Annotated in this window: 15 protein-coding genes and 1 tRNA gene; 7 read left to right on the forward strand and 9 right to left on the reverse strand. The window is 64.7% G+C overall.

The features are described from left to right. Positions 1 to 13 precede the first annotated feature (13 nt). Together ABIB66_RS23810 and ABIB66_RS23815 are read right to left on the reverse strand one after the other, a co-directional pair. On the reverse strand, positions 14 to 1,804 hold the full coding sequence (locus tag ABIB66_RS23810) for a peptide ABC transporter substrate-binding protein (protein ID WP_275170909.1): 1,791 nt from the start codon (positions 1,802 to 1,804) through the stop codon (positions 14 to 16). A gap of 261 nt (positions 1,805 to 2,065) precedes the next feature. Beyond that, the gene (locus ABIB66_RS23815) at positions 2,066 to 3,484 is read right to left on the reverse strand and encodes a M20 family metallopeptidase (RefSeq protein WP_027514180.1); all 1,419 of its coding nucleotides are present in this window, start codon (positions 3,482 to 3,484) and stop codon (positions 2,066 to 2,068) included. A gap of 282 nt (positions 3,485 to 3,766) precedes the next feature. Between ABIB66_RS23815 and ABIB66_RS23820 the strand changes: the two genes are divergently transcribed. The 3 genes from ABIB66_RS23820 (at position 3,767) to ABIB66_RS23830 (ending at position 6,126) form a co-directional block, all read left to right on the forward strand. Then, entirely contained in the window at positions 3,767 to 4,738 is a 972-nt protein-coding gene (locus ABIB66_RS23820) for a S1C family serine protease (protein ID WP_354255886.1), read from the forward strand. 28 nt (positions 4,739 to 4,766) lie between these two features. Further along, positions 4,767 to 5,837 (forward strand): phospholipase, encoded by a 1,071-nt coding sequence (locus ABIB66_RS23825; RefSeq protein WP_354255889.1) that lies wholly within the window; start codon positions 4,767 to 4,769, stop codon positions 5,835 to 5,837. Between the two features lie 82 nt (positions 5,838 to 5,919). Then, complete coding sequence (locus tag ABIB66_RS23830) at positions 5,920 to 6,126, forward strand: hypothetical protein (RefSeq protein WP_027514183.1); 207 nt, start codon at positions 5,920 to 5,922, stop codon at positions 6,124 to 6,126. Between the two features lie 82 nt (positions 6,127 to 6,208). Here ABIB66_RS23830 and ABIB66_RS23835 read toward each other — a convergent pair whose 3' ends face one another. From ABIB66_RS23835 to ABIB66_RS23855, 5 genes are all read right to left on the reverse strand, one after another. Beyond that, entirely contained in the window at positions 6,209 to 6,868 is a 660-nt protein-coding gene (locus tag ABIB66_RS23835; protein WP_354061095.1) for a DsbA family protein, read from the reverse strand. Positions 6,869 to 6,955: 87 nt separating this feature from the next. Continuing rightward, positions 6,956 to 7,678 carry an LrgB family protein gene (locus tag ABIB66_RS23840; protein WP_275170905.1) on the reverse strand — a complete coding sequence of 241 codons (723 nt, stop codon included), beginning with the start codon at positions 7,676 to 7,678 and terminating at the stop codon, positions 6,956 to 6,958. Beyond that, the gene (locus ABIB66_RS23845) at positions 7,675 to 8,058 is read right to left on the reverse strand and encodes a CidA/LrgA family protein (protein ID WP_275170904.1); all 384 of its coding nucleotides are present in this window, start codon (positions 8,056 to 8,058) and stop codon (positions 7,675 to 7,677) included. Before ABIB66_RS23845 ends, ABIB66_RS23840 begins: the two co-directional genes overlap by 4 nt. A gap of 44 nt (positions 8,059 to 8,102) precedes the next feature. Next, entirely contained in the window at positions 8,103 to 8,579 is a 477-nt protein-coding gene (locus ABIB66_RS23850) for a PaaI family thioesterase (RefSeq protein ID WP_354207828.1), read from the reverse strand. Between the two features lie 3 nt (positions 8,580 to 8,582). Next, positions 8,583 to 9,011 (reverse strand): acyl-CoA thioesterase, encoded by a 429-nt coding sequence (locus tag ABIB66_RS23855; RefSeq protein WP_354061087.1) that lies wholly within the window; start codon positions 9,009 to 9,011, stop codon positions 8,583 to 8,585. A 109-nt stretch (positions 9,012 to 9,120) separates the two neighbouring features. Here ABIB66_RS23855 and ABIB66_RS23860 point away from each other — a divergent pair, with 109 nt between their 5' ends. Beyond that, positions 9,121 to 9,669 (forward strand): TetR/AcrR family transcriptional regulator, encoded by a 549-nt coding sequence (locus tag ABIB66_RS23860; RefSeq protein ID WP_354207826.1) that lies wholly within the window; start codon positions 9,121 to 9,123, stop codon positions 9,667 to 9,669. Between the two features lie 47 nt (positions 9,670 to 9,716). Here ABIB66_RS23860 and ABIB66_RS23865 read toward each other — a convergent pair whose 3' ends face one another. After that, positions 9,717 to 10,208 carry a hypothetical protein gene (locus ABIB66_RS23865; protein ID WP_007615347.1) on the reverse strand — a complete coding sequence of 164 codons (492 nt, stop codon included), beginning with the start codon at positions 10,206 to 10,208 and terminating at the stop codon, positions 9,717 to 9,719. A gap of 202 nt (positions 10,209 to 10,410) precedes the next feature. On the opposite strand from ABIB66_RS23865, the gene ABIB66_RS23870 reads away from it, so the two are divergent. Both ABIB66_RS23870 and ABIB66_RS23875 read left to right on the forward strand, forming a co-directional pair. Next, positions 10,411 to 10,683, forward strand: coding sequence for a PsiF family protein (locus ABIB66_RS23870; protein WP_275170899.1), 273 nt, complete (start codon positions 10,411 to 10,413; stop codon positions 10,681 to 10,683). 98 nt (positions 10,684 to 10,781) lie between these two features. Beyond that, on the forward strand, positions 10,782 to 11,867 hold the full coding sequence (locus tag ABIB66_RS23875) for an AbrB family transcriptional regulator (protein ID WP_354207823.1): 1,086 nt from the start codon (positions 10,782 to 10,784) through the stop codon (positions 11,865 to 11,867). Positions 11,868 to 11,870: 3 nt separating this feature from the next. Here ABIB66_RS23875 and ABIB66_RS23880 read toward each other — a convergent pair whose 3' ends face one another. Next, a complete protein-coding gene (locus tag ABIB66_RS23880) occupies positions 11,871 to 12,410 on the reverse strand; it encodes a disulfide bond formation protein B (protein ID WP_354061078.1) in 540 nt (179 codons plus the stop codon). 154 nt (positions 12,411 to 12,564) lie between these two features. On the opposite strand from ABIB66_RS23880, the gene ABIB66_RS23885 reads away from it, so the two are divergent. Then, positions 12,565 to 12,649 (forward strand) — tRNA-Leu (locus ABIB66_RS23885). Positions 12,650 to 12,820 lie beyond the last annotated feature (171 nt).

Genomic DNA, 12,820 nt, shown 5'->3' on the forward strand with positions numbered 1-12,820 from the left:
TAGGCGTGCGTGATCATTCCTCGCGGTACCAGTCGAACAAATTGTCGGTCTCGTTGGCCCAGCCGCTGATCACCGGACGCAGCGTGTTGGCGCTCGCCTCCACCTTCAGCCGATGCTGCGCCGGGATGAACACGGTGTCCTGGAACAGGAGATCGTTGGCCTTGATGTAGAGCGCCACACGCTTGACCGGATCCATCTCACCGTCGGCGGCGTCGATGGTCGCGTCATAGTCCTTGTTGATCCAGCGCGGGAAATTGGTGCCCTGCCACTTGTTCTCCTTGGCCGCGACATTGCTCGAATGATAGCGGCGCATGTGCTGGGCGGGATCCGGCTGGCTCATCGGGATCTGGAACATCTCGATGTCCGCGTAGAATTTGGCGTACGTGTCGGGATTGGCAACGTCCGAGGAGAAGAACACAGAGGCCACGACGGACTTCAATTCCACATCGATGCCGGCCTTCTGACAGGCCTGCTTGACGATCGCCTGGGTCTTCTGGCGCGGGCCGTTGATCGAGGTCTGATACACGATCTTCAGCCTCTTGCCGTCCTTCTCGCGAATGCCGTCGGCGCCGGGCTTCCAGCCGGCATCGTCGAGGATCTTCGAGGCCTTCTCGACGCTGAACTCCCATGTGGTGTTCTTGGAGACGAACTTTTCGGGACCGTTGAGGAAGTTCGCGGTAGTGCGGCCGGCGCGGCCATAGATGGCTTTCTTGATGGACTCGCGATCGACCAGCAGCGACAGCGCCTTGCGCACCGCCGGATCCGAGAACAGCGGATGCTTGGTCTTTATCGAGGAGCGCTCGCCGTCGACCTCGGTGGTCGGATCGGTGAAGTTGAGCGCGATGAACTCGGTATCGCCGCCTACGGCGTAGATGGTCTTGCCCTTGCCGCCCTTCTCCAGACGCAGCAGCACGTCGTCCTCGACCTGGATATTCCAGCCGAAATCATATTCGCCGGTCTGGATCACCGCGCGCGCCGCCGAGACGGCATCGCCGCCGCCCTTCATCTCGATCGTATCGAAATGGGGACGGTTCGGCATGTGATATTCGGGATTGATCACGCCCCGGATGAGATCGCCGGGCTTGAACTCGACGAATTTGTAGGGGCCGGTGCCGACCGGGGCGAGGTTGGCCGGCGCCTCACGGGACTTCGAGCCTTTGAACTCGGCAAACAGGTGCTTAGGCAGAATCTGTCCGGTCGCGCCGACGAAGGCATCGGCCCAGAACGGCGTCGGCTTCTTGAAGCCGAGGCGGACTGTCAGATCATCCACCTTCTCAACCGTAATATCGCGGTAGGTCGCGACAGTGACGGCCGCGGTCGCGGGATCGATGATGTATTCCCAGGTGAAGACCACGTCATCGGCGGTGAAGGGTTTGCCATCGTGCCATTTGACGCCGGGTTTCAGCTTCCAGGTCACCGACTTGCCGTCGGCCGCGAGCAGGCCGTTCTGGGTCGAGGGAATCTCCGTCGCGAGAACCAGCTTCATGTTGCCGTCGGGATCCCAGCAGGCGAGCGGTTCGTAGAACAGGCGCGAGCCGTCCTGGTCCTTGGTGCCGGTGGCGAAATGCGGATTGAGCAGGGTCGGCCCCTGCCACCACAGCAGCTTGAGCGCACCACCGCCGCCGCGCTTGGTCGGCTTGTAGGTCGAGACGCCCTCAGCCATGGCGACCCCGCCGAGCGCGAGGATCTGGTTGGCCAAAGGCGCGGTGAGACCCACGGCAGCCAGGCGTTGAATGAAGCCGCGGCGATCCATCCGCCCGTCCTTCACGTCACCGATCATCGAACGCAGTTCTTTATCCAGCATGGTTGTCCCCCGTCTGGTTCCCGTATGGATGCAGGCGGTCGCGCGAGGCGACCACCGGGCTTGGCTGGCGGTAGATGGCACACCGAATGGGGTGCGCGTCAACTGCGACCGTGTGTATGCAAACGGTCTTCTGACTGTCTGTTGGGCAAAACCATATTCCGCAGCCCATCCATTCGGCAATCCAGCATCAAAACAGGCTGGATTCCGCGCTGCACTGCAGAAAATTTGTTCGCCGGATCAGACGAAGTATCGAGGCGAATTCTACGCCACGGACATGTCGAGCGGCGGCGCGACGTGGTCTGGCAGCGGACAGACGTAAGGTGTCTTGGCGGTGCGCTTCTCGAGGTCAGCCTTGGCAGCCTTGATCAGCTCCGGGTCCGTCAGCGCCTTGATGCCGATGCCGGCCATCGCCTTGGCGGCCTGCACCATGGCCTTGTGCGCATGCGCGCTCTTGCCCTGCGCGACCACCTGCCAGGTGTGGAAGGGCGTACCGATTGCAACCGTGGGTGCGTGGACCTGCACGGTCGGCACCACCCAGCTCACGTCGCCGACGTCGGTCGAGCCGACCAGCGGATTGCGCTTGGCATCGAGTGGCACCAGGAAGTCGGCCAGCGGCCGGTCGGTCGGCTCCATGCCGATCGCGTAATAGACCGACTCGATGTCCTTGTCGCTCAGCGTCGCGCGGATCTCCGTGGCAAAGCCCTTGTCTGCGTCGTCGAAATGCGGCGGTCCGAGCTCTTCCATGACCCGGTGCAGCGCCTGCTCCAGCGGCGTGTTCGGCAGGATGTTGGAGACCGCGGAGATGATCTTCATCTCGACCTTGGTCTCGGTCATCAGCGCCGCGCCCTCCGCGATCTTGCTCACGCGTCCGACCAGCTCGTTCATGCCGGGCAGATCACGGGCGCGGATCGAATAGCGCACGCGCGCATGCGCCTGCACCACGTTCGGAGCGATGCCGCCGGTGTCGAGCAGCGCGTAGTGCACGCGCGCGTCGCTCGGCATGTGCTCGCGCATGTAGTTCACGCCGACATTCATCAGCTCCACGGCGTCGAGCGCGGAGCGGCCGAGATGTGGCGAGGCCGCCGCATGCGAGGTGCGGCCGGTGAAGATGAAATCGGCGCGGGTGTTGGCGAGTGACGGCGTCACCGCGACCTCCCAGAAGCTGTGCGGATGCCAGGTGATGGCGATGTCGGCGTCTTCAAATGCGCCGGAGCGCACCATGAAGGCTTTTGCCGCGCCGCCCTCCTCCGCCGGGCAACCGTAATAGCGCACGCGGCCCGGCACCTTGTTCTCGGCAAGCCAGTCCTTCACCGCCGTCGCGGCGAGGAGAGCTGCGGAACCGAGCAGATTGTGGCCGCAGCCATGGCCGTGGCCGCCGGTCTCGACCGGACGATGCTCCGCGACGCCCGCCTCCTGGCTGAGGCCCGGCAGCGCATCATACTCCCCCATGAAGGCAATGACCGGTCCGCCCTCGCCCCATTCGCCCATCACCGCGGTCGGAATGCCCGCGACCTGCTCGGTGATGCGAAAACCCTGATGACGCAACTCGGCGAGATGTTCTGCGGCGGACCGCGCCTCGGTGTAGCAGACTTCGGGCATGCCCCAGACCTTGTCGCTGAGGTCGATGAAACGTGCCTTGATCGTGTCGATGCCACGCCAGATGTCGCTGCGGTTGTCCATGCTTCGATCCGTGATCCCTAGGTCAAACGAAGCGGCAATGGTTAGCAGCTTCGTTGGAAGGCGCCTAGCACCTCGCCGGAGAGCAGCCATGCGGCCAATGCCGGAGGGTCGCCCGACCGACCTTGCATGAACCGTTCCCGTGCCTTTCAAAAATGTCATACGACGCTTCGGAATAGTTGGGGAGCGAGGCTTTCAAGACGGCCTCCCCCGGCCTAAATTATGCGTGCTTCGTGCGTCTTTCCGCTAGCCGCGCCGAGCGATGCACTCAGCCAGGAGAACTCCATGCCCGCTCTGACCGAATGGAGAGTGCCGCCGGCCAATCAGCCGCGGGCGAGCGATTACGGTTTCGATCTCGACCGCGTGCTCGCCTCCGTCGTCGGCCTGCATGCCATCATCCCGCCGGACGCCTTCAGCGCCGAGACACTGGGGACCGAACGCGCCGGCAACGGCGTCGTGATCGACGATTGGCTGGTGCTCACCATCGGTTACCTCATCACCGAAGCAGAGTCCGTTTGGCTGCACGTCGGAGACGGGCGCGTGGTGGAGGGACATGTGCTCGGCTTCGACGCCGTCACCGGCTTTGGCCTGGTGCAGGCGCTCGGCCAGCTGGACGTCGATCCCTTGCCGCTCGGTATCTCAGCCGAGACCCAGCTCGGCGACCGCGTCGTGGTCGGCGGCGCCGGCGGACGCACGCGCTCGGTCGCGAGCCAGATCGTGGCCAAGCAGGAATTTGCCGGCTACTGGGAATATCTGCTGGACGAGGCCGTCTTCACCCATCCCGCGCACCCGAACTGGGGCGGCACGGCGCTCCTCAACGAACGCGGGGAGCTGATCGGCATCGGCTCGCTCCAGCTCGAACGCGAGCGCGACGGCAAGGCCGAGCACGTTAACATGATCGTGCCGATCGACCTGTTGAAGCCGATCCTGGACGATCTGCGCAAGTTCGGTCGCGTCAACAAGCCGGCGCGGCCATGGCTTGGACTCTATTCGACAGAGATCGACAACCGCGTGGTGGTGATCGGGATCTCTGCCAATGGTCCGGCCGCCCGCGCCGAGCTCAAGACCGGCGACGTCATCCTCGCGGTCGACGGCGAGAAGGTGACGAGCCAGACCGGCTTCTACAACAAGCTGTGGGGCCTCGGCGCCGCCGGCGTTGACGTGCCGCTGACGGTACACCATGAAGGTGTCACCTTCGACGTCACGGTGACCTCGACCGATCGCTACAAGCTCTTGAAGGCGCCAAAGCTGCACTGACGATCAGAACTGACGCAAGGACGCGACGATGAGCGAGGCCGTCGTTGACGACATCGTGGCCGTGCTACCGCCGCTGCTCAATGCGCTGGAAGCGCTCGCCTTCTTTCAGCGAAACCTGCACCCGCCGGCCTTCTGCTCCGTGATGAACGCGATCGGCGCTCCCGACGAGGCGTTGCAAACGGCGCGCGCCGCAATCGGAGAATGGCCGGAACAGTTCACCGGACTGCGCGAGCGACTCGACCGTGCCTGCGACGAGACTCTCGCCGCCTTCGCCGGCATCCGCGAGATCGAGCGTGGCAATGGCGACCTCGTCGCGGTCTTCCGCGCGCTGCGCCACGTGCCGCGCGCGCAGGAGGCACTCTATCCGCTCGCAATGCAGTTTCCGCCGGTGAGCAGCTTCTTCCTCAACGCCGCCAATCGCGAGAATGCCGACCTGTTGTCGCGGCTCGAAGCCGGCGCGGACGCGCACACCGGCATCATCCACGATCACAACGAGCCCGGCAGCCGCGGCGGCTTTTCGGTCTACGTACCCGAATATTACACGCCCGACCGCGCCATGCCGCTGGTGATGGCGCTGCATGGCGGCAGCGGCAACGGCCGCGGTTTTCTGTGGAGCTGGCTGCGCGACGCCCGCAGTCTCGGTGCGATCCTAGTGGCGCCGACCGCGACCGGCCCGACCTGGGCCCTGATGGGTGACGATTCCGACACGCCCAACCTCATGCGCATTCTCGAAACCGTACGCAACCGCTGGGCCATCGACGCCTCGCGCATGCTGCTGACAGGCATGAGCGACGGCGGCACCTTCTGCTACGTCACCGGGCTCGAAGGCGCATCGCCCTTCACGCATGTCGCGCCGGTGTCGGCGACCTTCCATCCGCTGATGGCTGAGATGGCTGACGCCACGCGCCTGCAGCGCCTGCCGATCTTCATCGCGCACGGCAAGCTCGACTGGATGTTTCCGGTGCAGACCGCGCGGCAGACCCAGGCGGCCCTCGCCGCCGCCGGCGCAAATGTCACCTATCGCGAGATCGACGACCTCAGCCACACCTACCCACGCGAGATCAATGCGGAGTTGGTTCAGTGGCTGAATGATGCGTGAACGGATCGTCCTTACCTGCGCCGCACTGTCGCGGAACAATCGATCCGGGTCGACGTTATCGCCCGTCATTGGAGGTTTCGCGATGCGGATGTTTCTTGGAATGATTTTGGGCGCGCTGCTGCTCGGCTGCGGCGTGTACGTCTATGACTCCATGCAGACGTCGTCGGTCGCCAATGGCGAGGTCGCGACAACCAATCGCACCATCGTGAACTGGGATGTTGCCAAGGCCGATTGGGACGCGCTGCGTGATCGCGCGCACAAGGACTGGGTCCGCATCTCCTCGAAGTAACGATTTGGTATCATGAATGAAATGAGGCGCCGTCGCGGGTCCGCGGCGGCGCCTTCGTATTGCGCGGTGAATATCGCTCGGCTCAGTTCATCTTGGCCTTGCGGGCGTCGGCGATGACCTGCTCGAACTCGTTCATGCTGAGCACGCCCGGCACGCGGTACTTGCCGACGATGAAGGACGGGGTGCCGCTGAAACCGAAGGCTTCGGCCTGCTCGTTGTTGCGCTTGAGCACGGCGTCGATGTCCTTGGCGCGGTCTGCGAGATCGCGCTTCAACCGATCCATGTCAACACCGGCGGCCGCGAGCAATTCGTTGATGCGTGGCTCGGTCAGGCGCGAGCTGACGCCCATCATGGCGTCATGGGCCTGGTGGTACTTGTCCTGGAATTTCGCCGCGAGCGCGGTCCGCGCCGCCGTGACCGAAACCGGCCCGAGGATCGGCCAGTCCTTCATCACCAGCCGGACCTTGCCGTCGTCCTGGATGACCTGACGCAACTCGGGCTCGAGCTTGCGGCAATAGGGGCAGTTGTAGTCGGACCATTCGATAATGCTGATATTCCCGTCGGGATTACCGGCGACGGGAACATCGGGGTCGCGCAGCACCTTGGCTTCGGTCAGCACCTCGTCTTCGTCGGTCGCCGCGCGCGTCGAGGTCATCCCACCCGCGACAAGGGCGCCCGCCCCAATCAGCGTCAGCGCCGCGCGCCGCGTCGGCACAAGGCCCTTGTTCCTGAATCCAGCCATATCTCGTTCCATTTCGGTCCCATCTCCGTCGATACGGTTCGAGACTGGGAATTGTTACAGCTCATATAGAGTGTCGCGGTGCCGATGTCATCGCACCAGCAGCGTGACCGCCAAAGGTACCAGGAAGGAGGTCACCAAAGCGTTCAGGCTCATGGCTATCCCGGAGAAGACGCCGGCGATCTCGTCGACCTGGAACGCGCGCGCGGTACCGATCCCGTGCGCGGCAAGGCCGGCGGCAAAGCCGCGGGCGCGGAAATCGCTGATGCCGGTGCGGTTCATCAGCGGCGTCACGATGATCGCGCCCATGATGCCCGTGAGGATGACGGCAACCGCAGCAAGCGAGGGATCGGCATGCAGGGATTCGGCGATGCCCATGGCAACGCCGGCCGTGACGGATTTCGGCGCGAGCGACAGAACCACGTCGCGCGGCAGACCGGCGAGCTCGGCCAGCAACACCACGGACACCACGGCGGTGACCGATCCCGCAACCAGCGCCACCAGCATCGGCACGATCGAGGCGACGACGCGCTTGCGGTTCTCGTAAAGGGGAACAGCCAGCGCGACCGTCGCAGGCCCCAAAAGGAAATGCACGAACTGCGCGCCGGCGAAATAGGTCGTGTAGGAGGTGCCGGTCAACAGCAGGAACGCGCCGACGATCCACATCGCATGCAGCACGGGATTGGCGAGCGGATGGCGCCGCGTTGCCAGCGACACCGCGTCCGTGCTCGCATAGACCAGCAGCGTCACGGTCAACCAAAGCAACGGCGACTGCGAGAGATAGACCCAGAGCGAGAACGGATTGTCCTTCATCGCGCGTCCTGTTGCCTCAACAGGCGGCTGACCAGACGGAAGGTGAGTACGGTCGCGAGCAGCGTGACGACCACCGACAGCGCGAGCACGAGGATGATAGCGATGCCGTGGGACGCGAGCAGGTCGAGCTTTTGCACGACCCCGACCCCGGCCGGCACGAACAGCAGCGACAGATGCGCCAATAGACCCCTGCTCGCCGTCTCGACGCCATCATCGCGCAGCGGCCCGCGCGCGAGAAGCGCAAAGCGGTCGCGTGCGAGCAGCAGGATGAGGAGCAGCAAGAGGCCGAGTACCGGGCCTGGCATCGGCAGCCCGAGGCTGCGCACGACGGCTTCGCCGATCAACTGGCAGAGCAGAATGAGACCAAGGCTTGCAAGCATGACCGGAGTATCAAGGGACGCCCCGACAGTCTTGTCAATCACCGCTATGCGGTGGTCGTGCGTGGCTCGTGCGAAGCCGAAGCGCGGGGCAGCATTGCCATCAGTGTCCCGGTCATCGTGGCGATCAACGTGACCTTGCCCTCGTGCTCGGCAAACGCCTTGGCCTCGCAAAAGGTCAACGTGCGGCCGGGCTTGACCACCTCTGCTTTGAAGACGAGACGCTCGCCCCGCGCCGGCGCGAGCAGCGTGGTCTTGAACTCGACGGTGAGGATATCGGCCTCGGGCGGCATCAGAGTGAAGGCGGCAACACCACAGGCGTTGTCGAGTCCTGCGGTAATGATGCCGGCGTGGACAAAGCCGTTCTGTTGTGTGAGCGCCGGCGAATGCAGCATGGCCAGTTCGACTTCGCCCGGCGCAAGGCGGACGATCACGATGCCGAGCGTGTGCATCGCCGGCTGGCCGTCGAACATGGCGATGGCAGCCGCGCGATAGCCCGGGTTCTTCGGCTCGAATGCGGCCATGATTCAGGCCTCCGCCGGCTCGACGAGATGGCTCAAGGCGACCTCGCGGATGGCATCCGTGAACGGCACCGATTTGCGCTGGCTACGGTCCATGTGCACGCCCGTGATCTCGCAGAACGCGGCGATCTCGCCGGTCTCGGCATTGGTCATGTCGTGCCGGAAGCGGATCGATTTGTCGCGGATCTCCAGCAGATGGCTGCGGATCTCGACGATGTCACCGGCGAGCAGCTCGCGCTTGTAGGTGATGTTCTGCTGCACGGCGGCCATGCCGCGGCCGGAGCCGCGCAGATAGCTCGGCGTCAGCCCGAGGCGGGCGAACAGAATCCAGTTGGCCTCGTCGAATTTGCCGACATACCACATGATGTTCATATGGCCGACGTGATCGCACTGCCACGGATAGACCGTGCCGCGATAGGTCGCCTCCTGCTCCATCGCAATTCTCCCTGGCCTCTTCTGCGTTTGATGATTGATACGGTAGCGTATCAACCTCCTCCCGCGTTAGCAATACGGCACCGTATCAAGAATCGGCGAGGCTGCCTGCATGAGTGACGGCAAAGGCGATGTCTGGGTCGAGGCAGGGCTCACCGAGCTCGCCCGATCGGGGGTCGAGGGGGTGCGGGTGGAGGTGCTCGCCAAGAATCTGGGCGTCACCAAGGGCGGCTTCTACCGCCGCTTCGCCGATCGTGCCGCCCTGCTCGGTGCCATGCTGGAACGCTGGCGCGAGGGGCGCTCAACGGCGATCGCGCAGCAGACGAGTCTTGATGGCCAAGAGCCCCGTGAACGGCTGCGGGCAGTGATCCAGCTCTATTCGGAGCGGCTCAATCCGGACGGGATGGCAATCGAGCTTGCGATCCGGCAATGGGCCCGCTCGGACGAGGGCGCCGCGGCAGCGGTGGCGAACGTGGACGCGGCGCGGCTGAAGCACGTCGCCGAACTCTACCGCGCGACCGGCCTCGAGACCGAGGCAGCTGAAGCGCAGGCCTTCCTGTTCTACTGCTTCATCTTCGGCCAGAGCCTGCTGTTCGTCGAGCGCGGCCCGCGCAAGCGATCGCAGCTCGTGGCGAAGTCGACCGAGAAGCTACTGGATTAAAGCAAGAGGCCGGAGCTTGGCTCCGGCCTCTGCGTCGTCTTGAAGCGTCAGGCGGCGCCCTTCAGCTTCTTGTTGCATTCGCTGTAATAGCCGCCGCCCTTCTCGATCCACTTCATGCCGCCATTGCCGTTGGTGGTCTTGTTGGCGTTGTACTGGTCGACGCAGGTGTGCAGGCGCCCCTTGCCGGGGGTCTCCTTGGCGTATTTCGGATCGACCGCGTTCGGATAGATCGCGGGGCCGGCCGGCAGGGTCGGCGCAGCAGCCGGGGCGGCCTCCTTCTTCGCCTGCTTCGGCTCGGCGGGAGCGGCGGGCGCAGCGGGAGCGGCCGCGGTCGGCGCAGCCGCTGGCGTCGCGTCCGCACCGCACTGGGCCTTGCGGAAGTCATTCCACTTCGTGGTGCCGAGCGAGCCGTCCTTCTTGGCGGCCTGGTATTTCGCGCTGCACTCCTGCGAGGTCAGCGCCTGCGCCGGCGCACTCGCCACCAGCGCGGCAAAGCCCGACAGCGCAACTGCACACAGCAACTTTGATTGAATGGTCATCCTTGGTCTCCTCCTTGATCTTCCCCCGGGGGAAGTGAACCGAGGATTGCTATCCTAGCGTGCCGCCCGCTCGCGACAAGGAAGCGATGGCTCCTGCCGCCAAAATATAGTGATCCTCTACGTTCAAATTATTCATGTCGCGTTCAGCAACGCCAGCCGACTTTCGCGCCCTTCGCAATTCCCGCAAGAAGAGTGCAGCACCATGACCTTCTCATCTCGCCTCGCCGTCGTCGCTCTCGCCTCCCTGCTCGCCACCGGCACTGCCTTCGCGCAGACCGCCGCACCGGCAGCCAAAACCGATGCCGCCGCGACCACCGACAAGAAGGCGCCGAAGGAGCGCTCGGCCGGATCGCTCGAATGCTCCAAGCAGGCAGATACCAAAGGATTGAAGGGCAAGGAGCGCAAGAAATTCCGCCGCGAATGCATGAAGGAAGCCAAGGCTGGCGCGACCGCGGCCCCCGCCGACAAGAAGTAAACCCGTCACGGTCCTCGCCGGCTTCGGCGAGAGGCGCGCGCATTGCGGCATGACGTGGCCGCAATTGTGCGCCTCTCGCTGATTTGCGATAAGGCGGTGTGAAGCAAATCACCGCCTCCCCGCCGTTCGAATGGCCGAGCCGTGCCAAGATCTTGAGCACGGTGGAAACGCTCGTCATTGGCACCGCCGGTGGCCTCGTGTTTCTGCTCGCGAGCCTTCCCGGGGGATTGATCTCGGGCTCGATGATCGCGGTCGGGATCGCCGCGATCGCCGGTCGCCAGCTGACGCTGCCGCCGATCCTGACCCAGACCGTGCTGGTGCTGCTCGGCATTTCATTAGGCTCGGTCGTCTCGCGGCACCTGCTTCAACAGGTCAGTGCCTATCCGCTCACCATCGGGCTGCTCGCGCTCGCGACCTTTTGCTCGACCTTCGGCTCCAGCTATTATCTCCAGCGCTTCCACGGCTGGGACCGCACCTCGGCCTTCCTCGCCGGCAGCCCCGGCGCGCTGTCGCAGATCACGATTTTGGCGGTCGAGCGCGGCGCCGATTTGCCGGGGATCGCGGTGGTGCAGACCATGCGCGTCATCATCCTCACCGCGGCGCTGCCGATGGTGCTGGCGTTCGCCGGCGTCGCCTCCTCCGTCGCGCCGTCGCTGGCGACGACGATTGCCTCGCCGCTTGACCTCGTCGAGCTGGTCGCGGCCTCGCTAGCCGCGGCGCTCGTCCTGCGGCTGATCAAATTTCCGGCGAGCTGGATGTTCGGCGCGATGATCGGCTCAAGCGTGCTGCATGGCGCAGGCTGGGTCGAGGGCGGCCTGCCGGACTGGGTACGCGGCGTGGCACTGGTCGGCATCGGCGCCCTGATCGGCAGCCGCTTCGCGCGGATGCGGATCAAGACGCTCGCCGGCCACATCAACGCGGCGCTGGGCTCGTTTGCCGTCGCCATCGCCGTCTCCGCGATCTTCGTCGGCATCGTGGCGCTCACCACGCAGGTGAAATTCTCCGACATCGTGGTCGCCTACGCACCAGGCGCGATGGACGCCATGCTGGCGCTGGCCCTGACGCTGCACATTGACCCGATCTTCGTCGGCGCACATCACCTCTCGCGTTTCGTCTTCGTGACGATCGCGACGCCGGGCATCGTGCACCTGTTCGGCCGGACGCAGGACGATGTGGATGATTGAGCCTCAGCGCTTCGCCGTCGCAACGAATCCCGACGCGGCGATCCCAGCCATCAGCAGCGAGATCAGCACGTTGTAGCCGGCAAGCGAGAGGCCGAGAAAGCGCCACTGCACCTCGTCGCAGCGGACCACTTTCACGGTGTCGAGCCGCGACAGCAGGTCGGTGGCGCTGCCGAGATTGACGACGGGACCGGAGCAGTCCGTTGGCCCCTTCCAAAAACCCCATTCGACGCCGGAATGATAGGTGCCGAGCCCGGCGTTGGCGAGGCTCGCCAGCACAAGGATCGCAAGGCCCGCGAGCAGCAGCGGCCTCGGCGCACCGCCCCGCGCCGCGAGTGCGATGAGCAAGCCGAGCGGGATCGCGAGGTAATAGGCGTAGCGCTGCTCCAGGCAGAGCGGACAGGGCACGATCCCGAGCACCAGCTGGAAGAACCAGGCGCCCGCGATCGTGGCAGCCGCAACCAGGGTCACAGCGAGCGAGGCAGTCAGAGCCGGGCTGGTGGCCGCCGATTTGAATGCAGGTATTGCGGCACTCTGGGTCGTCACGGCAGCCCCTTTTCGATGGTCGCTTTCCAAGGCTGTAACCCCGGCTCACGCGGCTGTCGAGAACGGCCAAGATCACTTTGGCGCGGGTTGACCCCGCTTTGTCCATGGCTATAGTCCGCCGGCTTCGCGACGCCCGCGTTAGGGCCGACCGAGGGCCCCTGTGGCGGAACTGGTAGACGCGCTCGACTCAAAATCGAGTTCCGCAAGGAGTGCTGGTTCGATTCCGGCCAGGGGCACCACGCTTCGCCCTTTCGGGCTTCGCGTGGCGCAGCCCGCGCCAAGGCCAAAAGGGTGAAGCGTGTCCGGCGAAGCCTCTTGGCGAAGACGGACTGTCTCGACTTTCCCCCTCCCTAGCAATCGTCACATCCCACCTGTATAAACCGGTAGCTTCTTCCGCAATTCGAAGGAGC

This window comes from Bradyrhizobium sp. F1.13.3, from assembly GCF_040548265.1.
Taxonomy (GTDB): Bacteria; Pseudomonadota; Alphaproteobacteria; order Rhizobiales; family Xanthobacteraceae; genus Bradyrhizobium.

Bases quoted from the DNA above. Each gene is read 5' to 3' on its own strand.
- ABIB66_RS23810 (WP_275170909.1), bottom strand. From the start codon at position 1,804: ATGCTGGATAAAGAACTGCGTTCGATGATCGGTGACGTGAAGGACGGG.
- ABIB66_RS23815 (WP_027514180.1), bottom strand. From the start codon at position 3,484: ATGGACAACCGCAGCGACATCTGGCGTGGCATCGACACGATCAAGGCA.
- ABIB66_RS23820 (WP_354255886.1), top strand. From the start codon at position 3,767: ATGCCCGCTCTGACCGAATGGAGAGTGCCGCCGGCCAATCAGCCGCGG.
- ABIB66_RS23825 (WP_354255889.1), top strand. From the start codon at position 4,767: ATGAGCGAGGCCGTCGTTGACGACATCGTGGCCGTGCTACCGCCGCTG.
- ABIB66_RS23830 (WP_027514183.1), top strand. From the start codon at position 5,920: ATGCGGATGTTTCTTGGAATGATTTTGGGCGCGCTGCTGCTCGGCTGC.
- ABIB66_RS23835 (WP_354061095.1), bottom strand. From the start codon at position 6,868: ATGGCTGGATTCAGGAACAAGGGCCTTGTGCCGACGCGGCGCGCGGCG.
- ABIB66_RS23840 (WP_275170905.1), bottom strand. From the start codon at position 7,678: ATGAAGGACAATCCGTTCTCGCTCTGGGTCTATCTCTCGCAGTCGCCG.
- ABIB66_RS23845 (WP_275170904.1), bottom strand. From the start codon at position 8,058: ATGCTTGCAAGCCTTGGTCTCATTCTGCTCTGCCAGTTGATCGGCGAA.
- ABIB66_RS23850 (WP_354207828.1), bottom strand. From the start codon at position 8,579: ATGGCCGCATTCGAGCCGAAGAACCCGGGCTATCGCGCGGCTGCCATC.
- ABIB66_RS23855 (WP_354061087.1), bottom strand. From the start codon at position 9,011: ATGGAGCAGGAGGCGACCTATCGCGGCACGGTCTATCCGTGGCAGTGC.
- ABIB66_RS23860 (WP_354207826.1), top strand. From the start codon at position 9,121: ATGAGTGACGGCAAAGGCGATGTCTGGGTCGAGGCAGGGCTCACCGAG.
- ABIB66_RS23865 (WP_007615347.1), bottom strand. From the start codon at position 10,208: ATGACCATTCAATCAAAGTTGCTGTGTGCAGTTGCGCTGTCGGGCTTT.
- ABIB66_RS23870 (WP_275170899.1), top strand. From the start codon at position 10,411: ATGACCTTCTCATCTCGCCTCGCCGTCGTCGCTCTCGCCTCCCTGCTC.